This window comes from Fibrobacter sp. UWB3 (genome assembly GCF_002210405.1).
GTDB lineage: Bacteria > Fibrobacterota > Fibrobacteria > Fibrobacterales > Fibrobacteraceae > Fibrobacter.
The window spans coordinates 19930-43020 of sequence record NZ_MWQJ01000009.1 but is presented as its reverse complement, the minus strand read 5'-3'; the positions used below and the strand labels follow the sequence as shown (position 1 = coordinate 43020).

Here is a 23091-nt window from a genome sequence, read left to right as displayed (position 1 = left end):
TTTGTCATGCCCGCCACTGTGCGGGCATCTCCTCTTTTTAGCATAAAAAGCGTTCAAATTTCAGACTCATGCATATAAATCGGACAAAAAACCGATTTTATAAGCTCCAAAGCCAATACAGCGAACCAATAGCACTATAATTTGTATACAATCAAAAGCAAAAAGTACCCCGCCTTTTCGGGCGGGGCACAATTTCTCGCGTTTTTGCTAAGTCAGGACTTAAGCAGCCTTCACGATTTCGACGACCTTAGCAAATGCTGCCGGATCGGCGACGGCGGGACACGACCGCATGCTCATTGATCAAAAAACGAGACTCCGACTATTCGCATGCTCTCGCCTACATCGCCAGCTTACGCCTGGCGACTCCGGCTCACAGTAGCAACCGTTCCGGCTTAACTGCTTGTATGAAAATAGGGTATAGCCTCACTCTCGCCTACATCGCCAGCTTACGCCTGGCGACTCCGGCTCACACTTGGCCATCGCCTTAAATGTAAAAACGCCCCACTCGCAAGGAGCAGGGCGAATTTCTCGCGTTTTCGCTAAGTCAGGACTTAAGCAGCCTTCACGATTTCGACGACCTTGGCAAATGCTGCCGGATCGGCGACGGCCAAGTCAGCGAGAACCTTGCGGTTCATGTTGATGTTAGCCTTGGAAAGCTTGTAAATGAACTGGCTATAGCTGATGCCGAATTCACGAACAGCAGCGTTCAAGCGAGTGATCCACAGAGAGCGGAAATCACCCTTCTTGTCGCGGCGGTGTGCATAGGCATACTGACCAGCGTGGGCAACGGCGTCAATAGCAAGGCGAAGGTTCGACTTGCGGCGGCCATAGTAACCCTTGGCGGCCTTGAGGATTTTTTTGCGGCGTTCGCGGGAAGGAACTCTAGTTTTTGCGCGTGGCATTCTTACTCTCCTTATGCTACGACAAGCAGACGCTTGACATGATAGGTATCGACTTTCTTAACGAGAGCGCCCTTACGAAGGTTACGCTTACGCTTAGTGTTCATCTTAGCTTGAATGTGGCGCATACCAGCGCGCTTGAACTTGACATGGCCGGAACCAGTCACGCGGAAGCGCTTCTTAGCACCGCTGTGAGTTTTCATCTTAGGCATTTTTACCTCGTAGGTTAATAGTTAAGCCTCACCTGCTGCCTTTGGCTCGGTTACGGGCTTCGGTGCCTGGTCTTGTTTCTTACCGGCACCACGTTTTGGACCGTAGATAGAAAGCATTGTGTTGCCTTCCACCCGCGAATCCATTTCCAAATCGCCAAACGGAGCCAAGTCTTCCTTGGCGCGTTCCATAAGGCGCTTGCCGTAGTCCATGTGCGCCATTTCGCGTCCACGGAACTGCATGATAAGCTTCACCTTCATACCGTCCTGCAAGAACTCGCCAGCCTGCTTGATGCGGTACTGGTAGTCGTTCTCGGCAGTCTTCGGGTGCATCTTGATTTCCTTGAGCTTCACCACGTGCTGCTTGGCCTTTGCGGCCTTAGCCTTCTTCAGTTGTTCAAACTTGTACTTGCCGTAGTTGATGATGCGGCAGACAGGCGGCTTAGCATTCGGGGAGACTTCCACAAGGTCCAGTCCGGCGTCTTTCGCCATCTGCAATGCCTTGCTCGTCTCGATGATGATAGCTTCGCCATCTTCTTTCACGAGACGAATCGGAGAGATATGGATATCTTCGTTGATACGGGTCCCATCGCTGGGACGGTTGGGCATGCGACGATCGCGCGGATTAGGGAACAAGTATGCTACCTCTGATATGATTGTTTGTTAATGCGAGCGTAAATTTAGAATTTTTTTCATATTTTTCCAACAACTTTTTTATGAACCCCTTTAAAAATCGACGTATTTTTGTATAATTGTGCATGCTCGCGGCGGTAGCTCAATGGTAGAGCCTTAGCCTTCCAAGCTAATGGTTGCCGGTTCGATCCCGGTCCGCCGCTCTTAGACCTCCCTTTGGGAGGTCTTTTTTTATCGCCATGTCACCCCGGACTCCGTTCCGGGGCCACCATAAACAAAAAAAAATTTCCCCGTCCGTATTAAGTAACAGGGCGTCGTAGTTCACTTCCAACGAATATTCAGTCGGCGTTTACTCAACGCACAATCCGTCAAGTACGAATCAATCAAAGTCTGGTAAGGGATGCTGACTTCTTTTGCCATCGCTTTAAAATATTCAACAGTACCCGAATTCAAACGAATCGTTATCTGTTTTTTCAATGCAGTTGCATAAGGATTCCTGACAGCCTGCATTTTTGCAAAATCATATTCTTTTTTCATAAGCAATCTCCTTCATTCCAAAATATCCTTTTCTATTAAAAGGGGCAAGTCTTCCCCTAATTTCAGCCCCGGCGTCCCCACAGTCAGTTTGGAACACACCGATAAGGTCCACCAGGTCTTCCATCACCCTTTCGCCTAGGGGCTCCGCCCCTAAAACCCCACAAAAAAATCGCCCCGTCCATATGATGGAACAGGGCATCAGCTTTCAATTTTTAAGTAGCAGGACTATTCGTCCTTGACACAACGGACACTCATCATGCTTTTTTTATAACCATTCGTAATCCATGCGTATGCACCACTCCCCACCACCAAATGACGCCCCGTAACCTCCCAAAAATAAGCATAAAAACCACTCGCATCAAATTTTAAATAACCTTCTTGAGCATCCCACCATCCCGCAGGCAACATAGAAAAGCCAAAAGCATCATCGAAATTTTGAGTCCCAGAATCCGACCAACCTGTTCGAGATTTGAGAAATTCAGCGCCACGCACATTCGCCCAAGTTCCACGACCACCTCCCACAGCAACCAAAAGATTTATCCATTCCGTCGTGTCAGGAAGATGCCAACCTTTAGGACACACTCCTTGAGTCTTGGCTGAAACATCGCAAACGGTAACGGTTCGTTCACAATAAGCCAATTTTTCCGCCAAATCAGGCCTAGCAACAGAATCAAATGCAGCAGCCCAAGTATAAAGTCGACCAGCCACTTCGCAATACTCATCTTTATTATCATAGCACGAGCTTCTACCCTTAAGGCTTGGCGTTTTTATACTGTCCGAATAATTCAAGTTTTCCGCCATCCACACTTGTTCGCCAATCTTCACTGTTCTATAAACACGCCCATCTCGATCGTCTATCATGGAGCCATACTTTACCTCAGGATTAAAACGAATTTCTTTCGAAACATTCCAATCCCAATTTGTAATATTTTTCCACTCCTGATTTGAACAATAATATTTATACATAGGCAACGGTGATGGACCAGAATAAGACACAGGACGCCCCTCAGCAATTTGCCCCTCGTTATTAGCCATACACGCCAAACCTACAGACCGTTCATCGTCAGCAGCCTCAACAAACTTTCCCGATTTACAAACATAATATCCAGAACTGAATTCAGAACCTTTAACAACAAGCCCTTCAACACACTCCAAACCATAAGTATGTATTTCGAATTCATTCGCTGTACGAAACCTTCCCGATTCGCATGTATACCTGTTATATTTATTTACATTACCTGCAACCGTTTGCCCTTCAACGCATTCAAAACCATAAGTATCAATTTCAATTTTATTCGCCTCACGGAACTTTCCCAATTCGCATGTATACTTATTTTCTTCATTCACTCTACCAGCAACGGTCCGTCCTTCAACGCAATCCAAGCCATAAGTATCCCGTTCAATGGAATTTGCCTCACGGAATTTTCCTGATTCACACACATACTTATTACTATCAATAACATTCCCACATACGGCTCGTCCATCGTCGAGACATTCCAAACCATAGGTATCATACTCTAATACAGTCGCTTTGGTCCAAGATTTCGACTTGCAAATTTTATAAACAGAACCTATTAACGCAAGGTAGCCTTCATGCTCCCGATCACACTCTGGCAAAACTTCCGTTGTATCCTTCACGCAAGTCTTTATTTTCTTGTCGTTTCCGCCACCGTCCTTGCAGGTGGACTTCGCAGCATTGAAAGCCATTTCAACACCCACTTCAGACTCCATATTATACATGGAATAAGTCTTAGAATCTACCGAGCCATCAGCACTCTTAATGGTTACAATCAAATCGCGACCGTCAGCCTTGTAAGTGTATTCAACATCATCGCCAAAATCATCCTTGCGCACAAAATGCCACGTGCCGACATCATTCTTATCCATTGCGTCGCAGGCTCCCGTTTCAGAACATCTTTCGTTCACTTTGGTTTCGGGTTCAAGGATTTCTGTGGGGCGCGAGCTGCTAGACATTACACTGCTACTCGACTGTTCCACCGCACTACTCGATGACGAAGATACCTTCTCAGAAGAAGACGAGGAAGACTTACCAGAAGACGAGCTATTTCCTTTACTAGACGAAGAACTCTTACCCTTCGCACTCGATTTCGGTTGGTCGTAAGATTCGAACCATTCTTCGCCATCGCATTCGTAATTTTTACCCAAGCTTTTCACGAATACTTTTCCGCCAATGACAGACATGTTGCATTCGTAAGTTTCGAGTTCAGCTTTATCAGCTACTTCATCAGGTAAAGAATTTGCAGAAGAAGATTTGTCGTCGCCACATGCATAAAACGACATAATTGTCGAAACAACAGAAAAAATTCCTACAACACGCCTAAAATTCACAACTCACTCCTTTTTTATTTGTACAAATAATACAAAATAATTAAAGGAGGAACAAGGTAAAACACGCTCTAAAGCAATTCAATTTCGCCCTTAAGGGGGCCTCCCCCAAGAGCACAACTGTCACTGGATCCTTCGGCTACGTTGCACTCCGCTCAGGATGACTCGTTTACCTCATTGCTCATGCCTCAAAGGGGCGTAGCCCCGACCTCACGCCTCATACCTACTGTTTACTAACCACTAATTACTCCCTCATAGCATAAAAATAGGCTTTAAACTTTCCGGGAACTTTTTAAATTTGAGGGTAGAAAAAGAGGATTTCATGTTTTTTGAACAAGCAATAGCCCATAACCTCCCGAATTATACGAAGGAATCGGATTCCGCTTACGGCGAAACCCTTGCTCCGCTCGATTACAAGGACGAGCTCAAGGTCAAGAACGAAGCCATCCGCGAATTTTGGGAAGTCAACCGCCTTGCACGCGGTCCGCAGCCGATTGTGGCTAGCCCCATGCCGCGCAATTACCGCACGACGTCCAAGCGCCAGGTCGAAATGAAGCCGGGCGACCTCCGCTTTAATGAATACGACAGCATCTTGGAGCCCGAAGAACACAACGCCATTTACCGTCTGCTGTTCGACAAGCTCATCACGCCAGCCTACAAGCCGCTCGCTTACGCGCTCAACTGGCTCATCATCCGCGGCACATACAAGTACCGCATCGTGATTTTCAACGTGAAAAAGCTCGATGCAAGTATCGTGCGCAAGCTCAAGCAGATTTCCGAAGTCTTGCAGCAGAGCCCGTACCACGTGACCGCAGCACATGCCTACGTGGACCCGACAGGCTCCAACTACTATCTCGAAGCAAAGCGCCCGACAGACACGCTCAACTTCAAGCAGCTTTACGGCCCGCGCGAACTTTCGCTCGACCTCGGCCATTTCAGGCTCAAGTACCCGGTGACGGGCTTCAGCCAGATTAACGAAAGCCAAATTCACAACCTCATCAAGTCCGCAAGCCGCTTGCTCGGTCTCGAAAAGGGCGACCATTTCTTGGATCTTTACTGCGGTTACGGTCTCTTCAGCTTTGCTCTCGGTGAAGCCGCCAAGTCCGTTCTCGGTGTGGAATGGGAAGGCCCGTCCATCGATTGCGCCAAGGCTTCTGCAAGATTCTTGAAGAAAAACTACAAGTTCATCGCAGGGAAAATTGACGAGACGTTTGTGCAAATGAGACTTCCGCGGCCGATCCCTGGCGAACCGGAACGCATTTTGTTGGACCCGCCGCGCAAGGGTACTGAACCGGGCGTCATCCGCGCTCTCGCCATGCGCAAGCCTGTGCGTGTACTCCACATTTTCTGTGGCACCGACGAAATCCCAGGCGCCCTCGCCGAATGGGAACGTTACGGCTACCGCGTCAAGGAAGTGTTGCCGATGGATTTGTTCCCCGGCACCCCGCACCTCGAAACGCTTGTAGCACTCGAACGTAAATAATCTAAGGCAACGCGCTCAAGAAGGCCTCTAGCCTTGCAGTGAACTGAGCCGCCCCAAGATAGCTCAAGTGATTGGGATTATAGGCCATCGCGTCGGTATAGTCGTGATGGCCATCTTTGTATTCATCGAAAACCATAATCCCCATATTCTTGACCGCGTCAATAATTTGATGAGCCACCTCCCAACTCGGGCCATACGGATCAAAAGCCTCTGTATCCTTGTACCCCGGGTTACGCGGAGGGATCGCGGCAATCAGCTGGATTCCTTTCGAATCCGCCAGAGCCTTTAGCAATTCCCAAATTTTCAGGTTATACTGCAAAACAAGCGCATCAAAAGTCAACGGGGTAAGATCCACATTCACAATCGGGGCTTCCCACGACCCAGAAGGCATCAGGAACGTTCCGTCTAAATATTGCTGCCCTAGCAGGATTTTCGGGAATTGTTGCTGTTGACTAAACTCCGCTATTTCATTTTTAGTAGCTTCGGACAAATGAAGCCTATCGTACAGTATCCCCGGGGAACTTTCAAGAACAAAAGCAGTCACTTCCTGATAGCTTCTAAACATAAGTCCAGGCGACAACTCCACTACAAGATACTTGACATTAGGAGCATACGGAATAACATAATTTCGAATTAAGTAATCAAACAGATTGATATCCATCATGCTCACGCCCATATTCAAAGTTTTGGTATATATCATTGCTTTATCATCAACAGCATCCAAAAGCATTGAACTTCCCAAAATGACAGCCTGCAAATCATCACGTTCTTTCCAGAAGGATTTCAGCTTTATCCCCATTTCCACAGCAGCAAATGAATACGGGTTCTGGACTTCGCTATCATAATAAACGCCAGCGCTATCCATATCCACAACAGGTTTCGGGCGGTTTGGACTATCTTGCCACACCCAAAGACACGGGTGCCACAATTCTTCACCCTCGACAAGCGGGACTATGCGACCATCATTCAGATCCACTAGCACGACTTCACGATGAACGCCATTGATATCGCTAAGAGTCGCAACGACAAGGTTACTGGCAGAGTCTTTTAAAATGCCAACAGCCCATTCGCTATGGTCAAAGGAATAACCCGCAGGCGAAGGTACGGACTGGACCAACCGTCCCGTACTATCTGCAATAAGGAGCCTTTCATGAACTCCATAATCAACCCCTACAAATTCACGACCTTCCGATCCGCCAAAATCAAGGAACAACGTACGGTTGCTACCATCTTTCGCCAAAGATGCATTGCAAGCCTGCTCACCGTTGTACCAAATCATATCTGTTTTCCAAGTTCCATCAGACAAGCGGGCCCGCAACAGAGGAGACGACGAAATCGCAAGGCGATTATCATTCAAGACACCACCGTGGTAAGCGCCATCAAAAATCTTTTCTGGCGTACCGAACTCCCCATTTGAGAATTTCACCTGCCACGTACCTTCTAACAAGAACTGGTCGCCACGATTGCCTCCCGCCGAAGACACAAACACAATCACAGTATCCCCATTAGGGTTCACACGCCACCTCGGTATAGCACCCTTCATCGAAGACATTCTCACAGCCTTGCTACTAGCATCCGTCAAATCACGCACGTATATGAAAGACGTTTGCGAAGAGCCCTCCATCGATGTGCAAAAAGCAACATACTTTCCATTGGGCGAAATATCAGGATGGAATACTTCAACACCATCTTCAAACTGAACAACGGTCGTTGTCTTTCCGAAATTCATATAAACAAGATTGCCTTGCGCATCATTTCGGAACACGAGTTTCGCATTATAGGAACCCGTCATCGATTTCAATTCCGCAGATTCTATCAGCGGCGTTATCGGCGCCGAAACCGTACTCCCATTATCCGAAAACCACATGGCATCGGGAATAGAACCACGAGCAAGCCTAAAGCCAATGTAATCACCTTTCGTCGAACTTAAAATGGGGTAAGTATCGCCACGATTGTACAAATTCATCGTTGTCGGGGATGAATAATAGCTCCCCCCTTTTACCACGCAAGATCCAAGGGCATCGCCATCAATCGAGCCCACAAAATTGGCGACCGTAGTATCCTTGAAAGACGCATATCGGTCATTCACAAGTTCAAGCATATTCCCCGCCATGTCGCAGATGCGATTCTGCGATTCATTCGAAGAACAAACCTTATGAACGACAGCCCCGGAATTCACGGCATTCCAGCCATTTCCTGGGTTCCAGTTTCCAGAAGCGACCAAAGTCCATTCCGCTTCTGTAGGTAACCTATAGCCACTTGCTTTGGGAACGAACTTAAAATTTTTCATCTTCACACAGTGCTTTTCGGCATCCAATTCCACCTTGGAAAAAGAATAAGCCGAATCAAGCCCGTATTTTTTACTCAAAGCATTCGCATACAGCACCGCATCAAAGAAAGTCACATTCGAAGCCGGCAACGAATCCATAAGACAAGGGACAGTCACCCCCGTCACAAACCCCATAGTCTCATTAAAATCTTTGCAGATAACCTCATGACGTCCGATATAAAAGTCATAGGTAAAATCAACGTTCATTTGAGGGCGTTCCAAGGATTTTGCCAAAACATCACGCGTCCCCAAGAAAGTCTTTTCCCCTGAGGCTTTTACATAGACCATTCCCTCGGCACCAATTTCACCCAAATCCAAAGTCGAAACTGGCTTTTCCATAAACGCACTGGAAAACGGATGTTCTTCCGAACAAGATACTGCTCCCCAAACGCACAAAAAAAGCAATAATGCTATTTTATGTATTTTCTCCATACCCTCAATATACTATTTTTTGCTTACATGGAAACGAAATCCAACACGTCCGATAATACACTTTGGAGCCGCACGTTCATTACCGTCGCTGCGGCGAACTTTTTGCTGTTCTTTAGCTTTTACCAGCTATTGCCGATTTTGCCGTTGTACATCATCGACAAATTCCAGACAGACAACGCAACCGCAGGGTTCATCATTTCGCTCTACACGATTGGAGCGCTTGCCTGCAGGCCTTTTGCGGGGTTCCTCGTCGATACGTTCAGCCGAAAGCCGCTATACTTTTGGACATTTTTCGCATTTACACTCTGCTTTTTAGGCTACAAGACAGTCGGGCTGTTGCCGATTCTAGCGGTCGTGCGTTTTGCACACGGGCTGTTCTTTGGCATTTCGAGTACCGCAAGTAATACGGTGGCTATTGATGCACTGCCCGCAAGTCGCCGAGGCGAAGGCATCGGGTATTTCGGGATTAGCGTGAACTTAGCCTTCGCCACCGGTCCCATGACCGGAATGTTTCTTTACGAAGCATTCGGCGACGGGATCGTTTTTGCCATTTCTACAATCCTTTGCGTGATTGGACTTGTGCTTGTGCAGACGCTCAAGGTGAAACCCCGCGAAAAGAAAGTCTGCGCCCCGCTTTCGCTTGACCGATTTTTCCTCACGCGCGCCGTTCCGCAATTTGCAAACTTCATCTTCGTCGGATTTGCGTACGGCCCGGTCACGAACTACATCGCCATTTACGCTAATGAACTTGGTATCGGCGGCACGGGCTGGTTTTACGCACTTATCGCTTCGGGCCTCATCTTGAACCGCATCATGACAGGCCGCCTAATTGACCGCGGTTACCTGATTCATCTTGTGGGTACCGGCATGACGCTAATCGTCGTCGCCTACTTCATCCTCGCCTTTAGCCACGGCCCCATTACGTTTTTCTTGTCCGCATTCCTCATCGGAACAAGCCTCGGGCTTATCTTCCCCGGCTACCAAACCATGTGCGTGAACCTCGCCCGCCACGACCAGCGTGGCACGGCAAACAGCACCTACCTCTCGGGATGGGATATCGGCATTGGAACAGGTATTCTCGTGGGCGGCGCCATGGCAAACCACTTCGGGATGCACCAGCAAGTGTTCTTCGTCTGCGGCGTCGCACTCGCCATCGCCGACGTCATGTTCCTCGCCTACACATCAAAGCATTATCAGAAAAACAAGCTTGAGGGGTAAAGCTACGCCAAGCGTTTGTCTTCGTACATTCTCTTGTCGGCGATAATCATGCGTTCCCTGAAGCTTTCAGGATTTCCATCCCAGCGGGCAAAGCCCATGCTCACCTCGATCTTATAAGAGCGTGACTCGCCCTGCATCGAGACTTCTTCTCGCAAGCATTCGCGGACTTCTTTAATCACATCGTCCGGCGCATCCGTCTGTGCAATCATCAAGAACTCATCGCCACCATAACGGCAGAGGAACATCGAATAGCCCAACCGTTCACAAGCCTTCTTGAGCGACTGCGAAACAATGACAAGAGCGCGATCCCCTTCGGCATGGCCATATGTATCATTAATCTGCTTAAAGTGGTCCACGTCCACCATAATCACAAACGAGTCTTTTTTCTCACGCGGCTGGTGCAAATAATCGTGCAAGCGGTTGCGGTTATTGAGCATCGTCAATGCATCCGTTGCAATCAACTGATTTTGCATATGCAAATAGGCAAACAAAATAATTGCGGTACACCAGAAGCAAAAAATCGGTGTCGTCAAGGCAAAGAAAATCTGCGCCCCGCCCGCCACCAGTACGCCTGGCGTATAGCTAGCCACAATCAGGTACGTTCCAAGATTAGCCCTATTTAGCATCGTCCGCGTGCGGAGCAAACCGCGGACAGTCCCCGCCACCCAATAAATCAACGGCAAGAAGGACAAAATGAAATAATAAAAGTCAACAGGTTCCAACTGATCATCAAGCCAAAAGCCGGGGGCGATAGCAAATGATATAAGCAACGTCACTGTTTGCACAACAATCGGGATGCGTAATTTAAATTGAAACGTTTCAATCTGCTTACGAGTCATTTCCGGGCGTGTACTGATTTCAGCAAACATAAAACAGTTGTACGCAACGATCGGCATAATAATGGCATTGAAATAATTCACAGCCAAAACGGTAAACGTATTTTTCGGTAAAGCCGCATCGTTCACAAGAGCCCAAGCAGAATCACTTAAGAAATAGACAATATGCCAAAGCACCAGTTTCTGGAAAAGCTCATACTTAATCTGAGGCGTCGGGAGTCTCTTGATACTGTACAAAAGGAGCATCAGTATCAAAATGCACCCAGCATTGACTTCGACATAAAATCCAAAAACGCTCATACCTACCAAAATACTCTTTTTCTAATACATTAGGATATAATTCCCTGTTTATTCTCAAAAAAAATAGTAGGCCCCATCGCACATCTCCGTGCGCGGCAAACGTTGCATATACAACGCTAAAACATAAAATTCAGTTAAAAACCTCTATTTTTGATTAATTTTACAATAATCCGTTTCATAGAAATATTGCTTTTCGGTAAATTTCAATTTATATTTAGGAGTGATGAAAGCGATTATCGAATACTCCGACTTCCGACAGTACATGCGCGACTTTTACGAAGAGCGCAAGCTCCGCCATGTTTTCTCGTGGCGAGAATTTTCCAAGGCCGCAGGCTTTACCTCATCTTCGTACATGAAGGTCGTCTGTGACGGGAAAAGCAATTTGAGCCGTATCGGTGTCGAACGCACCGGGCAAGCCATGGGACTTGTCGGATTCGAGATGGACTACTTCAGGGCGATGGTCAACTTCGGCCAAGAAACAGACGAAGTGAAAAAGAAGGCCGCCTACGAAGAGATGCTCGAAATCGCTAGAGTCCACAAAGTCAGAGTCGTCGAAGGCGATCTTTTTGAATTTTATGAAAGCTGGCGAAATCCGGTTTTACGAGAACTCGCCCCACTCATGCCGGGAGCCACTCCAGGCGAACTTGCCAAGATGTGCTACACGGACGTTTCCGCCGCCGACATCAAGCAGTCCCTCGATTTTTTGGTCAAAGCCGGGTTCCTCAAAAAAGAGGGAGAAAACACATACTCCCAGACCGAGACATCCATCAAGGGTTCCCCCGAAGCAACCAAGCTCGCCATCCGCGACATGCACCGCGAAATGGCCAAAATTGCAGCAAATTCACTAGACCTAGCCCGCACCGAACGCAACTTTTCCGGCGTCACCATGGGCATATCCAAGGACTCTTACGAACAAATCGTCAAAGAACTCGACGAATGTCGCCGTAAAATCGTGAGCATTGCCGCAGGCGACAAAAACATCGATCAAGTTTATAGACTAAATTTACAGTTATTCCCTCTCACAAAAAAGGCGAAGGAGAAAGGTAATGACTAAGTTGTTCAACAAATTCTTGACCGCAAGTACAATGGCATTAGCCGCTTTCTGTTCGTTTGCCTGTTCAGATAAAATTGCAGGAACAGCCGAAGAACAAAACCAAATCGCCAATGGAGAGAAATCGAGCAGTTCTTCAGAAGGCGAAACCGCGAACGGCGTAATTCCCGATTCGTCAAACAGTAACACAAGTCCAGCGCCTTCGGTAGACGTTTCATCTTCATCACGCTATGATGAGGGTTTCACACCAATATACATTGATCCAAGCTCTTCAAGCAACACAGCAGGAGAAGGCAACAAAGGTAATGATCCTGACGTCGTCGGCAATCCCGACACAGTCCCCGCATATACGCTAGATAGCTACCTCAAATATTACGGTATCACTGAAGTCACTTACGACGATAACGTTCTCGGCTACAACGTGACTTTTAAAAGTTGCGACGCATCACAAGAAACATGTTTTGAAAGTCCAAGCATCGCAAAGCTGAGAGAACTCGGGCTGCACAAGCTTACCGCTGAAAACGCCAGTGGATTAGGCGTACTGTTTTTAAGAACAGCCATGAACATGGGCAACAAGCTCTATGAAAACAACGGAGCTGTTTCAAGAACTCAGGACGGGTGCCCGCTCTATGTACTAAACGTTATCGACACATCGCCCGCTGTACACGTGCTTACCAAGATTTCAAAGGACACCATCGCCATCACAGAAATCCACGACAACTGTGCCTACGAAGCACGCCCGTTTGACATGCACGTCGGATTCCTGTTCGAATACTGCGGAGAGCTTTCCGAAAAACCCAAAATCGAGCTAACGTTCTTGGTAAAAGAAACTTGGAATTGTCGCAATATTGACTACGACGAGTACATCAAAAAGAACTTGTAACCGGTTATTTTATACTTCACCAATCTTTTGGAACTCCCAATCCAACTGGGATCTGGAATCGCGTTCAATAAAAAGGACCTCGGTTCCACTCAAGCACATCTTTAGAACTTGACATCACCAAAACCAAAAGAAGTCCTACTAAAATAGCCACCATAAACAGATTCAAGAATCAACCGGATTTGAGGATTCCTCACCACAGCCAACTTTTCATTCGGAAAACCCTGCTTTTTACGGAATCGATTGAATTCCATTTTGTCCTTAAAATGCTTTTGGAATTCTGACGCACGATTTCGAATAAAATCATCCAAATCAGGATCCCCACAAGTAAATTTTTTTATCGTACTTTGGGGATTTAATCGAATAAATCTCACATTTGTCTTTTCTAAGTATTGTCGAACCACGGGTCAACACCTCCATTGGCTTCTTCGCGGGCACGCTTTTCAGCCATACCCAGCTCGTAAGCCTTTTTCATGAATTCGTAATCTCGTAAAATGCGGGCTCGAACTTCAGGAGGTTCCGGTCTCACGTTCTGCATCGCCTCTAAAAAGCGGCGAGCATCTTCGCCAAAGAGAATCGGAGTTTCACGAATCGGTCTAGCCATAGCTATGTCCTTTATTTTTTCATATAAGCAACGATATAATAACTATGGAGTATCACTAGACAGGAGAAACTCGGCAACACACTACTAAGGAGGTTTCTATAATATAAGATGTTTATTTTTCAAAAACAAGGGGCCGCGCTGCACGCCTTTCATTTTGCAATCAATGGTTAACACCAAAGGTTGATTGCCCCGCAAACCGTTGGCGACACCGCACAAAAAAAGCGAAAATAAATTTTTGAGCTTTCTCACTACTCTCGCCTCGCACACTTTTGCCGCAGCGTTTCCAATTTTCTATCTTTGGGCACGATGAAAGATAAAGCTAAAAAACTCATTGAAAAGTACGAAGAACTGGAATCGGAACTCGGCAATCCGGATGTTCTCGGTGACCAGGCTCGTTACAACAAGATTCACAAGCAGTACAAGGGTATCGAAAAGGCTGTTTTGAAGGCCAAGGAATACCTGCAGATGATGGACGACCTTGATGAATACAAGGCCGCACTCGGCGATTCCGACCCGGAAATGGTCGCGATGGCCAAGGCCGAAATTTCGGAGATCGAAAAGAAGCTCCCCGAAGTGACGGACGAACTCCAGATTTTGATGGTGCCGAAGGATCCGTGGGACTACCGTAACGCAACGCTCGAAATTCGCGGCGGTACGGGTGGTGACGAATCAGCACTTTTCGCAGGCGACCTGTTCCGCATGTATCGCGGCTATTGCGACAAGATGGGCTGGAAGATGACTATCCAGGACTTGAGCGAAGGCACGGTGGGTGGCTACAAGGAAATCCGCGTGTTCATCGAAGGCGACAGCGTCTATGGGACGCTCAAGTTCGAAAGTGGCGTTCACCGCGTGCAACGCGTGCCGGAAACGGAAACGCAGGGCCGCGTGCATACGTCTGCAGCTACAGTCGCAATCCTCCCTGAAGCAGAAGAAGTCGACGTGGAAATCCGCGAAGCGGACATCCACATGGATACCTACCGTTCTTCGGGCGCTGGCGGTCAGTACATCAACAAGACGGACTCCGCAGTGCGTTTGACTCATATCCCGACGGGTGTGGTGGTGAGCTGCCAGACCGAACGTAGCCAGTTGCAGAACAGACTCCACGCTATGGAAATGTTGCGTTCCAAGATTCTTGACGCCGTCATCGCGAAGAAGGAAAAGGAAGAAGCGGCAAACCGCAAGGCCCTCGTGGGTACTGGCGACCGTTCTGCCAAGATCCGTACTTACAACTATCCGCAGAACCGCGTGACGGACCACCGCATTGGCCTCACCGTTTACAACTTGGACAAGGTTGTCACAGGCGATCTCGATGAAATCATCAACGGTCTCCAGATGGCAAACGCCCAGGAAAAGCTCGGAAAGTTCAACGCTTAAGTAAGGGAGATTCCCGCTCGGTGGCGGGAATGACAAGATCCCATCCATGAGGTAAGTCCAATGCCACAGCCGCAGATGACAGTTCTTGAAATTTTGAACCGTACCAAGGTCTTCTTTGAAAAGAAGGGCATTCCTGATGCACGTCTCGATGCCGAGTACATCATCAGCTACGGTCTCAAGATGAAGAACCGTATGGACTTGTACCTGAACTTCGAGAAGCCGCTCACGCCAGCGGAGCTGGACGTGCTTCGCACGATGGTTGCACGCCGTGCAACGCGTGAGCCGCTGCAGCACATCATCGGCGACACAAGCTTCCGCGGTTTCATTATCAAGTGCGACCGCCGTGCACTTATTCCGCGCCCGGAAACGGAATCGCTCGTGGACATGGCAGCCGACTGTCTCAAGGGCGTTGAAAAGCCGTTCATCGTAGAAATCGGCACTGGCACGGGCGCCATTTCGATCGCTTGTGCGAAAGAAATTGCAGGCGCGAAGGTTTTGGCAACAGACGTTTCCGAAGACGCTCTCGCCCTCGCTCGTACAAATGCTGAAGCGAACGACCTCGCAGGTAATCCCGACGCGGAAAGCGCCGCATCTTCGACCGATTCCACCGCTTCGGCAAGTTCCGCAAATGCAGCAAGCACATTGACCTTCGCACAGGGCGACTTGCTGAACGCCGTCACCGCTGACGTTATCGCAAAAGTCGTCGGCGCTTCGGCAGACTCAGCGACCTTACCCAAAATCGACTGCCTTATCGCAAACCTCCCCTACATTCCGGACAGCGAAAAAGACAAGCTCCAGCCCGAAGTTGCAAAGTACGACCCCGCACTAGCCTTGTTCGGCGGTGCAGACGGTCTTGACCTTGTCCGCAAGCTTTTGCAGCAGACCGAAGGCAAACTCAAGCCGGGATCATCTATTTTGCTTGAAATCGGTTCTGAACAAGGTGAAATGCTCAAGGCCGAAGCCGAAAAATATCCGTGGTTGGAATTCACGGGAATCCACAAAGATTTTTGCAACAATGTCCGCTTTGTCAGCTATAAAGCGAAGTAGAACTGTGTAAGGCGATGCCGGAACGAAGTCCGGCATGACAGGCTCCAGCGGGAATGACGCTAATATTTGCGCGGCGTTTGCCGCGTTTTTAATACCCGGAGCAGCCGAGGGCGGAAAGCACGAACGTTTCACTTTCACCCATGCGGTAATACGGAATCAAGTCGTCATCATCGATGACGCTATCATCGTTGCCACTTAATTGCATCAGTTCGCCAATGCGGCGTTTGAAAATGGAAAAGCCGGAATCCCACGGAGACTGTTCCGGAATTTCGACTACATGCTTATTCACTTTAACTACTTTGCGATTCATATATTCACCTTTTGGTGTTTAGTGTTATTACGAGCACTAATATAGAATCACAACATGTCATAAGATGACATTTTGCGCAAAGTCGTAAAAAAAAGGCGATGCCTGCTCAGAGGCAGGCATGACAAGTCGCGGCATTTTCACTCACAACAACTATTCTACAACAACGGCCTTGACCTGTGCATGGCCGGCTTTATCAAGCCCAAGCTTTTTACCAGCCGCTTCGCTCAAATCGAGCACACGCTTCTTGGCATACGGCCCGCGGTCATTCACACGCACAACAACAGAAGCACCCGTCTTTATGCGCGTCACCTTGAGCTTTGTGCCAAACGGGAGCGTCCTATGGGCACAAGTAAAGTCGTCGCGGTCAAAAATCTCGCCACTCGCGGTCTTTTTGCCATCAAACCCCTTACCGTAATAACTTGCATCTCCCGTAAAGGTATAGCCAATTTCAGCTTTTTTCTGGACACGTGACGATTTCGTCACGCGAGTGTAACCCTTGCGGTGTGTGGAACCGGAACATCCAGAAATTGCCACCAAGACGCAAAGAAGAACAGCAACAAAAAGTCGAGAATGCATAAACCTATTCAAAGTCGTACATGCTGTTGTACGTATTTTCGAGGATTTCGTCTTCCTTGCTAATAACCTCAGCCTTCTTTTCTTCGGGCTTGGCATTCAGTTCTTCGTAGTATTTTGCAGATTTCTTATTGAGGCTTTCAATGTTCTGCGCCGTGCGCTTGCGAAGTCTGGCGATATCATCATCAGTCGTCGTGAGTCGCGTATTCAGCACATAAACAGCGCGCTTGCCCCACTGGGTCTGTCCATACTTACTACTGAGTTCTCGATAAATGACAACAGCGCTATCCATATTCGGGAGCATCTGGTAATAAATGGCCTTCATATAAAGCGCCTGAATTCCAGATTGCGTCTGCGGAAATTCCTTATAGACGCTATCAAACGCGGCAAAGGCATGAGCATAGGCAGAGTCCACCAAATCCATTTTGCTCACAGGCATTTCAGAAGCCGCAGTCCACAAGCTTTCGGCAGCCATGTAACGTTCACGTGCCTCGTCTTCACGCGTTTTCATGGTCACACGCAAGCCCAAGTTCGCTTGAGCCTGCTTAGCATAATCCGTATTCGGATACTTCTCGATGATTTCCTTGTAATATTCTTCGGCTGTATCCGGATCATGCAAGAATTCATCATAGATGAATGCCCTTGCATAAGCGGCCCGCATTACGTTAGCGGTATCAGGAGAATTTTCAATCACATTCGTCAGTCTTGCAACAGCGCTATCGGCTTCAGAAAGCTTGAGCAAGAAGAGTTCCGCAATCATGAACTCGTTATTGAAGAAAGACTTCATGTCGGGAATGGAATCCTTACTCTCGCGAAGTTCATCATTTTTATCGCGCATCGAGACCAGGCGCCTTAAAGCGTTGCGGCGTTCACGGGCCTTCTTGCCATACTCGCTGATAGACCTTGCAATATAGCAGCTATCGTAATACAGCATTGCAAGCTCGTAATCCAGAACCTTGGTCTGCTCGTAATCGCCCATGTTGAAATAAGCCCGGGCAGAATGCACCGTTTTCGGATACTCAGTATTGACCTTATTGAAAATCACAAAAGCATCGGCATTGCGCCCCGCCAAGAGAGTCATTTCACCGATACGCACGAGGTAATTCGCACGTTGTTTTTCGTAAGCTTCGACTTTATAAAGTTCCTTAAATTCATCTGCAGCCTTGAGATATTCCTTCTTGTTCACAAGGCATTCCGCCGACTGCTCGCCCGCCGTCTGGCGTTCGCGATCGTTCAGGTTCTCGATTTCCTTGGCATTATAATGCTGATGGGCCTTGTCCCAGTTTTCCATCTTGTAGTAAAGCCCTGCCAAACGGAAATGAGCCTTGCCCTTCATGTACGGGGTTCCGCTTGTATCGGCAAGCACTGCTTCAAGAGCGGCGATAGCCTGTTCCGGAGCTTCGGACTTTTCATCCAAGAGCGAAAGCAAGTTGAGTCCCTGGAAATAATAGGGATGGTTCTTGTCGGCAACGACAGGTTCCAGCGCAAATCGGCTGATATTGAATTCCTGGTTGCGGTAGAGGCAGTAAGCACGCTGATATTCTACAGCACGCATGGAATCGTTATCGGCAAAATAGCGTTCGTATTCGTCGTACTTGGTAATGGCCTTCGGCCAGTCGGCCTTGTGCCTATAAGACTCCGCAATGAGGAAAACGGCTTCCGCGGTACGCTTTTTGTTCTTGGGGAAGCGTTCCAAAACTCGGGAACCCTTTTCAATGATTTTTTCGTATTTCTGGGCTTCTTCACCGCTTGCATAAGACTGTGTTTCGTCAGGAACACTATCCAAGCGGGCCTCACGGAGTTCGGTCGCTTCGTCATAGAGACGTTCTGCATTGAACATGTGGTTCAAGTAGGCGCAGCAGGTGCAGCCTTCCAATAATGCAGTGAACAAAACTAAAGCTAAAAAACGACCACGGAACATATAGCTACAAAATAGATAATTGCGAGCTAAAATTCCATAAGAAGTGGCAGATAATCGCAAAGTTTCATGCCTGACGGGGGCAAAGTATTGCGATCCAGGCGAACCATGCGCACTTCGGCGGGCTTTCCGACGATGCGGGCCAGGATTTCGAAGTTATCGCGGGTTTCCCAGACAGCGGCATCCATGACAACGCCATCGCCACAATCGGTTTCACCAGTGTTGTTGCTGATGCCAGAAATTCTTGAATTCTGCTTGAGGAGGCGCGTAAAGATTTCAGGCGCCACACCAAGATGGTTCGAATTCGAAGCGGAATCAAAAACGACAACATGGACTTCCTTGAATCGGTTCAACGAATCAAAGACGACCGTATAAGTGTGATGGTACGGATTTTCGTAGAAAGTTTCCTGCCAGACAAAGCGCTTCACTTGTTTAAAATTCGATGCAGAATACTTCTTAAAGAATTCCTGCGAAGAAGCACCATAGCGAACAAGATAATGTCCCAATTTCGTCGAGAAGTCGTGTTTCCGTTCGGGCATCATGGATTCGCGGAGGCTATCCACGGCGCGGTTCAAGTTAGCTGTAAGACCGTTGTTGTATTCCTCAATCGCCGCCTTGCGGACCTGTTCCAGTTCGTTCAAGCGGGACTTGATGTCCGGATAATCCGGATCGTTCTTGAGGATGTAGTTGAACTCGCGGCGGGCCATATCAAACATGTGGGCCTTGGTATAAGCAATGCCCATGGCTTCACGAAGCGGCAAGTTTTCAGGATAACGTTCGACCAGCGGTGCAAGGATGTCGCATGCCACCTGGGCACGATCACGAGACGAACCCGCATAATGGCCGTTCTTGCCAGGAGCAGTCTTTTCGCCAATCGTCGCCATTGCTCGGCGAGCCTTTTCGAAATCCGGGCGGAACGCAAGAATGCGCTGGTACGTCTTTTCGGCAACGTCGAACTTGCCATTGTATTCAGCCAGGTAACCGCGCAAAAGCATCAATTCCGAAGAAAGCGGGAACTGCGTCAAGGCGTAATCGACCACGAGTACCGCACTGTCCAAAATACCATCGTCATGGTAGACTTTCGCCAAGAGTTCAAATGCACGCTGCGAGTCGCCCGAAGAAAGGCTGATGGCGGCACGGCATTCATTTGCAGCCTCCTTCATGTTCGAATTCTTGAGCAGAAGCTCCGCATACCAAAGTCTGATTTCATAAATGGATGGAGCACGCGAGCTTGCCATCTTTGCAAGTTCAACGGCTACAGTCAAGTTCCCTGCAAGGAGCGACTTACGGCTGTCCAGGTAAAAGCTGATGCCCGTATTCGGGTAACGCGCCATGAGGCGCCCGATCAAGAGTTCAGCACGGTCACGCATCGACTCCGACACAGAATCCATGTGGAATAAAGTATTGACTTCGCCCCAAACCGCCGCATCTACATTCGGGTAAAGGAGCACGAGCGCATCGTAAATTTCGTAAGCGGCCTTAGTCGCCCCGCTACGTGAAAGTTCACCCGCACGGCGGAATTCGGCCTGGGCCTGCACCGGCAGCCTTTCGACATCAGCCTTGAAATTCGGGGCATCGCCATTCAACACAGACGTTCCCGCTTCGAGCCCGAACGGGATTTCCCCTACGACCGTCTTGGACGGTCCGTATTTGTTATAAAGCTTGAATCCGCCATACGCAAGCAACGCCCCAAAGAAAAAAATCAGAAAGAGGTACGCGGCAGTACGAGGCGCAGATGAAGGATTCGACATTAGAGTTCCAATTAGATTTCCAGGAAGTCGGCCAGTTTTTCTTTGTGTTCCTTGCTCTTCTGCAAGCGACGGAGCGTCTTGTTCTTGATCTGGCGGACGCGTTCACGGCTGAGCTTCAAGTCTTCGCCGATATCCTTGAGCGTCGTGTCTTCGACCGTATCGAGGCCGTAGAACATGCGGAGGATTTCTTCTTCGCGCTGCGGGAGTGAAGAAAGCGTTTCCTGGATGAGCTTCTTGCGCTCTTCGCGTTCCATGTCCTCGTCCTGGTTGCCATCGCTGCCGAGCACGTCCATAAGCGTACTCACAGAATCGGCACTAGAGACACCGGCATCATCGCCAATCGGAGCATCGAGCGAGATATCGACAATCTTTTCCATGACTTCGACGATATCGCGTTCGTAAGGAGCAAATTCTTCCATCGAGATGGTCTTGTCGTAGTCACCGCCATTCTGCATCAAAGCACGCTTGAAGCGGTTCACCAAGGCAAGCTTGTTAGGCGGAATGCGGACTGCGCCCACCTGTTCGAACAAAGCCTTCTGGATGGACTGACGGATCCACCACACAGCGTAGCTGATGAACTTCACGTCCTTGTCCATGTCAAAGCGCTTAGCCGCCTTGAAAAGACCGAGGTTACCTTCATTGATAAGGTCCAAAAGGGAAAGGCCGCGACCCTGGTACTTGCGGGCGACACTCACCACAAATCGCAAGTTGCCACGGATAAGGCGCTGCAAGGCAGACTTTCGAATTTCTTCGGTTTCACCGTTCTTGATAATTTTCAACAGCGCCGATTCCTCCTGCGGAGTCAGCGTAGGATACCTATTCAAGTCACGAAAATAAAGAGCTTCGTTAAAATCACTCATAAAAACAACACCTTTTGTCTTGGACAAACCGTCTTCGACTCTTTCAAATATGGTTTATTATGCGGATTTCGTCAATTCCTTAAGTTTATCATATGGGTAAATTCCCGAACGATGACCATCGCTAAAAGAAAGACCCACGGCATAACGCCCAATGGACTGAACATGTTCGAGTTTTACATCCAAGGGAACAGTCGAATCATCGAGGAGTTTTTCACCGGTATGTTCATCCACACAAAGTGCGCACGGACAAGCTAAGCGGAGTGTACGGGCATCACAGGCGGTGCGGCTGCCGTCGTTCCATTCAAAGCCGAGTTTACCCTCTTTTGTCCTGAATACTTTCTTTGGCTGGATCATACTTCCTCCACCGGCAGTTGTTCAAAATCGTAATTGAAGTTTTTAAGGACTCCATCGCCTTCGGATTCAAACACAGAAAGCGTGCGGACCATTTTTTCGGCAGCGTCCATAAAGACCTTCGCCGATTCGGAGTTCGGGTAGCGGAGCACGGCCGGAGTACCACTGTCACCGCAGTCGGCAACGGCTGGTTCCATCGGGACTTTACCGATAAGCGGTACGCCCCACTTTTCGGCAATCTTCTGACCGCCACCGGCAGGGAAAATGTTGTGGTGCTTGCCGCACTCATCACAAATGAAGTAGCTCATGTTCTCAACAATGCCAATCACCGGGACGCCCACGTTATCGAACATGGCAATACCCTTCTGGCAGTCGGCGAGAGCCACCTGCTGCGGAGTCGTCACAACGACCGCACCTGCCATCGGGCAGTTCTGCGTAAGCGTGAGCTGGATGTCGCCCGTTCCAGGAGGAAAGTCTACGAGGAGGTAATCGAGCTTGCCCCAGCGCACATGGTGGATGAAGTGCTGAATCATCTGCGAAACCATCGGTCCGCGCCAAATGGTCGCCTTGTCGGAATCTGCGAACATGCACATCGAGACAATGCTGATGCCACCCTTTGCTTCGACAGGAGCAATCGTATTGTCTTCAAAAACTTCAGGAGCCTTGTCTATCCCGAACATGAGACCCATACTCGGTCCATAAATGTCGGCATCGAGAATACCCACGCGAGCGCCAGAAAGGCTGAGCGCCATAGCGAGGTTCGCCGTCACAGTCGATTTACCGACACCACCCTTGCCACTAGCCACAGCAACCACATGCGCCACTTCGCCAATGTGCGAATTCTGCGGAGCCTTGGCAGCGGAATTGTCATCGCCCACGCGCCCCTGCGAAGAAGTAAGCGTCACTTCGACTTCGGTGGCACCCAGGCTTTTCACGATGGCGATGCACTGGTCCTTGAAGCGATCGCGAATCGGGCATGCCGGAGTCGTGAGGCGCAAATCAAAGGAAACCTTCGTGCCTTCAATTTTCAGGTTCTGAACAAAGTTTAGTTCTACAATATTCTTGTGCAAGTCCGGGTCCTGGACCGCACGCAAGGCACTTAAAATATTTTGCTCATTCAATTGCATAGGCTAGGTATTAGGTTTATTAG

The 23091-nt window shown here is 48.7% G+C and carries 21 protein-coding genes and 1 tRNA gene; 7 read left to right on the top strand and 15 right to left on the bottom strand.

The window, feature by feature from the left end; genetic code table 11:
- Window positions 1-551 precede the first annotated feature (551 nt).
- The 3 genes from rplT to infC are packed head-to-tail and all read right to left on the bottom strand — an operon-like array spanning window position 552 to window position 1717.
- Window positions 552-902 carry a 50S ribosomal protein L20 gene (gene rplT / locus B7991_RS10790; protein ID WP_014545552.1) on the bottom strand — a complete coding sequence of 117 codons (351 nt, stop codon included), beginning with the start codon at window positions 900-902 and terminating at the stop codon, window positions 552-554.
- Window positions 903-913: 11 nt separating this feature from the next.
- On the bottom strand, window positions 914-1111 hold the full coding sequence (gene rpmI / locus B7991_RS10785; protein ID WP_014545553.1) for a 50S ribosomal protein L35: 198 nt from the start codon (window positions 1109-1111) through the stop codon (window positions 914-916).
- Between the two features lie 21 nt (window positions 1112-1132).
- Entirely contained in the window at window positions 1133-1717 is a 585-nt protein-coding gene (gene infC / locus B7991_RS10780) for a translation initiation factor IF-3 (RefSeq protein WP_014545554.1), read from the bottom strand.
- 155 nt (window positions 1718-1872) lie between these two features.
- Between infC and B7991_RS10775 the strand changes: the two genes are divergently transcribed.
- A tRNA-Gly gene (locus tag B7991_RS10775) sits at window positions 1873-1944 on the top strand.
- 118 nt (window positions 1945-2062) lie between these two features.
- On the opposite strand, the gene B7991_RS10770 is transcribed toward B7991_RS10775, so the two are convergent.
- Together B7991_RS10770 and B7991_RS14875 are read right to left on the bottom strand one after the other, a co-directional pair.
- Entirely contained in the window at window positions 2063-2278 is a 216-nt protein-coding gene (locus tag B7991_RS10770) for a BrnA antitoxin family protein (RefSeq protein WP_088630822.1), read from the bottom strand.
- A gap of 225 nt (window positions 2279-2503) precedes the next feature.
- A complete protein-coding gene (locus B7991_RS14875) occupies window positions 2504-4627 on the bottom strand; it encodes a fibrobacter succinogenes major paralogous domain-containing protein (protein WP_159462321.1) in 2124 nt (707 codons plus the stop codon).
- 319 nt (window positions 4628-4946) lie between these two features.
- Here B7991_RS14875 and B7991_RS10760 point away from each other — a divergent pair, with 319 nt between their 5' ends.
- A complete protein-coding gene (locus B7991_RS10760) occupies window positions 4947-6107 on the top strand; it encodes a class I SAM-dependent RNA methyltransferase (protein ID WP_088630821.1) in 1161 nt (386 codons plus the stop codon).
- 1 nt (window position 6108) lies between these two features.
- Here B7991_RS10760 and B7991_RS10755 read toward each other — a convergent pair whose 3' ends face one another.
- A complete protein-coding gene (locus B7991_RS10755) occupies window positions 6109-8868 on the bottom strand; it encodes a TIGR02171 family protein (RefSeq protein WP_088630820.1) in 2760 nt (919 codons plus the stop codon).
- 27 nt (window positions 8869-8895) lie between these two features.
- Between B7991_RS10755 and B7991_RS10750 the strand changes: the two genes are divergently transcribed.
- Window positions 8896-10086 carry an MFS transporter gene (locus B7991_RS10750; protein ID WP_088630914.1) on the top strand — a complete coding sequence of 397 codons (1191 nt, stop codon included), beginning with the start codon at window positions 8896-8898 and terminating at the stop codon, window positions 10084-10086.
- A gap of 2 nt (window positions 10087-10088) precedes the next feature.
- Here B7991_RS10750 and B7991_RS15175 read toward each other — a convergent pair whose 3' ends face one another.
- Window positions 10089-11222 (bottom strand): GGDEF domain-containing protein, encoded by a 1134-nt coding sequence (locus tag B7991_RS15175; protein ID WP_254917947.1) that lies wholly within the window; start codon window positions 11220-11222, stop codon window positions 10089-10091.
- Window positions 11223-11445: 223 nt separating this feature from the next.
- On the opposite strand from B7991_RS15175, the gene B7991_RS10735 reads away from it, so the two are divergent.
- Both B7991_RS10735 and B7991_RS10730 read left to right on the top strand, forming a co-directional pair.
- Window positions 11446-12276 (top strand): TIGR02147 family protein, encoded by an 831-nt coding sequence (locus tag B7991_RS10735; protein ID WP_088630819.1) that lies wholly within the window; start codon window positions 11446-11448, stop codon window positions 12274-12276.
- Window positions 12269-13156: a hypothetical protein gene (locus tag B7991_RS10730; protein WP_088630818.1), complete on the top strand. Its 888-nt coding sequence runs from the start codon at window positions 12269-12271 to the stop codon at window positions 13154-13156. Before B7991_RS10735 ends, B7991_RS10730 begins: the two co-directional genes overlap by 8 nt.
- A 382-nt stretch (window positions 13157-13538) precedes the next feature.
- Here B7991_RS10730 and B7991_RS10720 read toward each other — a convergent pair whose 3' ends face one another.
- Window positions 13539-13757, bottom strand: a complete 219-nt coding sequence (locus B7991_RS10720) for a hypothetical protein (protein WP_088630817.1) — start codon at window positions 13755-13757, stop codon at window positions 13539-13541.
- A 306-nt stretch (window positions 13758-14063) separates the two neighbouring features.
- On the opposite strand from B7991_RS10720, the gene prfA reads away from it, so the two are divergent.
- Window positions 14064-15131 (top strand): peptide chain release factor 1, encoded by a 1068-nt coding sequence (prfA, locus tag B7991_RS10715; protein WP_015732162.1) that lies wholly within the window; start codon window positions 14064-14066, stop codon window positions 15129-15131.
- 60 nt (window positions 15132-15191) lie between these two features.
- A complete protein-coding gene (locus B7991_RS10710; RefSeq protein ID WP_088630816.1) occupies window positions 15192-16178 on the top strand; it encodes a HemK/PrmC family methyltransferase in 987 nt (328 codons plus the stop codon).
- Between the two features lie 88 nt (window positions 16179-16266).
- Here B7991_RS10710 and B7991_RS10705 read toward each other — a convergent pair whose 3' ends face one another.
- From B7991_RS10705 to B7991_RS10675, 7 genes are all read right to left on the bottom strand, one after another.
- Complete coding sequence (locus B7991_RS10705) at window positions 16267-16488, bottom strand: hypothetical protein (RefSeq protein WP_088630815.1); 222 nt, start codon at window positions 16486-16488, stop codon at window positions 16267-16269.
- A gap of 150 nt (window positions 16489-16638) precedes the next feature.
- Window positions 16639-17064, bottom strand: a complete 426-nt coding sequence (locus tag B7991_RS10700; RefSeq protein WP_088630814.1) for a septal ring lytic transglycosylase RlpA family protein — start codon at window positions 17062-17064, stop codon at window positions 16639-16641.
- A 4-nt stretch (window positions 17065-17068) separates the two neighbouring features.
- Window positions 17069-18952, bottom strand: a complete 1884-nt coding sequence (locus B7991_RS10695; protein WP_254917946.1) for a tetratricopeptide repeat protein — start codon at window positions 18950-18952, stop codon at window positions 17069-17071.
- A 56-nt stretch (window positions 18953-19008) separates the two neighbouring features.
- Window positions 19009-20730, bottom strand: coding sequence for a tetratricopeptide repeat protein (locus B7991_RS10690; RefSeq protein WP_088630812.1), 1722 nt, complete (start codon window positions 20728-20730; stop codon window positions 19009-19011).
- An 11-nt stretch (window positions 20731-20741) separates the two neighbouring features.
- Entirely contained in the window at window positions 20742-21590 is an 849-nt protein-coding gene (locus B7991_RS10685) for an RNA polymerase sigma factor RpoD/SigA (RefSeq protein WP_072830344.1), read from the bottom strand.
- Window positions 21591-21647: 57 nt separating this feature from the next.
- Window positions 21648-21944: a DUF971 domain-containing protein gene (locus B7991_RS10680; protein WP_088630811.1), complete on the bottom strand. Its 297-nt coding sequence runs from the start codon at window positions 21942-21944 to the stop codon at window positions 21648-21650.
- Window positions 21941-23068: an Mrp/NBP35 family ATP-binding protein gene (locus tag B7991_RS10675; RefSeq protein ID WP_088630810.1), complete on the bottom strand. Its 1128-nt coding sequence runs from the start codon at window positions 23066-23068 to the stop codon at window positions 21941-21943. Before B7991_RS10675 ends, B7991_RS10680 begins: the two co-directional genes overlap by 4 nt.
- Window positions 23069-23091: the final 23 nt, after the last annotated feature.

What these genes read in the sequence shown, in the direction of transcription:
- rplT (WP_014545552.1), bottom strand. Translation starts at nt 902, where the DNA reads ATGCCACGCGCAAAAACTAGAGTTCCTTCCCGCGAACGCCGCAAAAAA.
- rpmI (WP_014545553.1), bottom strand. Translation starts at nt 1,111, where the DNA reads ATGCCTAAGATGAAAACTCACAGCGGTGCTAAGAAGCGCTTCCGCGTG.
- infC (WP_014545554.1), bottom strand. Translation starts at nt 1,717, where the DNA reads ATGCCCAACCGTCCCAGCGATGGGACCCGTATCAACGAAGATATCCAT.
- B7991_RS10770 (WP_088630822.1), bottom strand. Translation starts at nt 2,278, where the DNA reads ATGAAAAAAGAATATGATTTTGCAAAAATGCAGGCTGTCAGGAATCCT.
- B7991_RS10760 (WP_088630821.1), top strand. Translation starts at nt 4,947, where the DNA reads ATGTTTTTTGAACAAGCAATAGCCCATAACCTCCCGAATTATACGAAG.
- B7991_RS10755 (WP_088630820.1), bottom strand. Translation starts at nt 8,868, where the DNA reads ATGGAGAAAATACATAAAATAGCATTATTGCTTTTTTTGTGCGTTTGG.
- B7991_RS10750 (WP_088630914.1), top strand. Translation starts at nt 8,896, where the DNA reads ATGGAAACGAAATCCAACACGTCCGATAATACACTTTGGAGCCGCACG.
- B7991_RS15175 (WP_254917947.1), bottom strand. Translation starts at nt 11,222, where the DNA reads ATGAGCGTTTTTGGATTTTATGTCGAAGTCAATGCTGGGTGCATTTTG.
- B7991_RS10735 (WP_088630819.1), top strand. Translation starts at nt 11,446, where the DNA reads ATGAAAGCGATTATCGAATACTCCGACTTCCGACAGTACATGCGCGAC.
- B7991_RS10730 (WP_088630818.1), top strand. Translation starts at nt 12,269, where the DNA reads ATGACTAAGTTGTTCAACAAATTCTTGACCGCAAGTACAATGGCATTA.
- B7991_RS10720 (WP_088630817.1), bottom strand. Translation starts at nt 13,757, where the DNA reads ATGGCTAGACCGATTCGTGAAACTCCGATTCTCTTTGGCGAAGATGCT.
- prfA (WP_015732162.1), top strand. Translation starts at nt 14,064, where the DNA reads ATGAAAGATAAAGCTAAAAAACTCATTGAAAAGTACGAAGAACTGGAA.
- B7991_RS10710 (WP_088630816.1), top strand. Translation starts at nt 15,192, where the DNA reads ATGCCACAGCCGCAGATGACAGTTCTTGAAATTTTGAACCGTACCAAG.
- B7991_RS10705 (WP_088630815.1), bottom strand. Translation starts at nt 16,488, where the DNA reads ATGAATCGCAAAGTAGTTAAAGTGAATAAGCATGTAGTCGAAATTCCG.
- B7991_RS10700 (WP_088630814.1), bottom strand. Translation starts at nt 17,064, where the DNA reads ATGCATTCTCGACTTTTTGTTGCTGTTCTTCTTTGCGTCTTGGTGGCA.
- B7991_RS10690 (WP_088630812.1), bottom strand. Translation starts at nt 20,730, where the DNA reads ATGTCGAATCCTTCATCTGCGCCTCGTACTGCCGCGTACCTCTTTCTG.
- B7991_RS10685 (WP_072830344.1), bottom strand. Translation starts at nt 21,590, where the DNA reads ATGAGTGATTTTAACGAAGCTCTTTATTTTCGTGACTTGAATAGGTAT.
- B7991_RS10680 (WP_088630811.1), bottom strand. Translation starts at nt 21,944, where the DNA reads ATGATCCAGCCAAAGAAAGTATTCAGGACAAAAGAGGGTAAACTCGGC.
- B7991_RS10675 (WP_088630810.1), bottom strand. Translation starts at nt 23,068, where the DNA reads ATGCAATTGAATGAGCAAAATATTTTAAGTGCCTTGCGTGCGGTCCAG.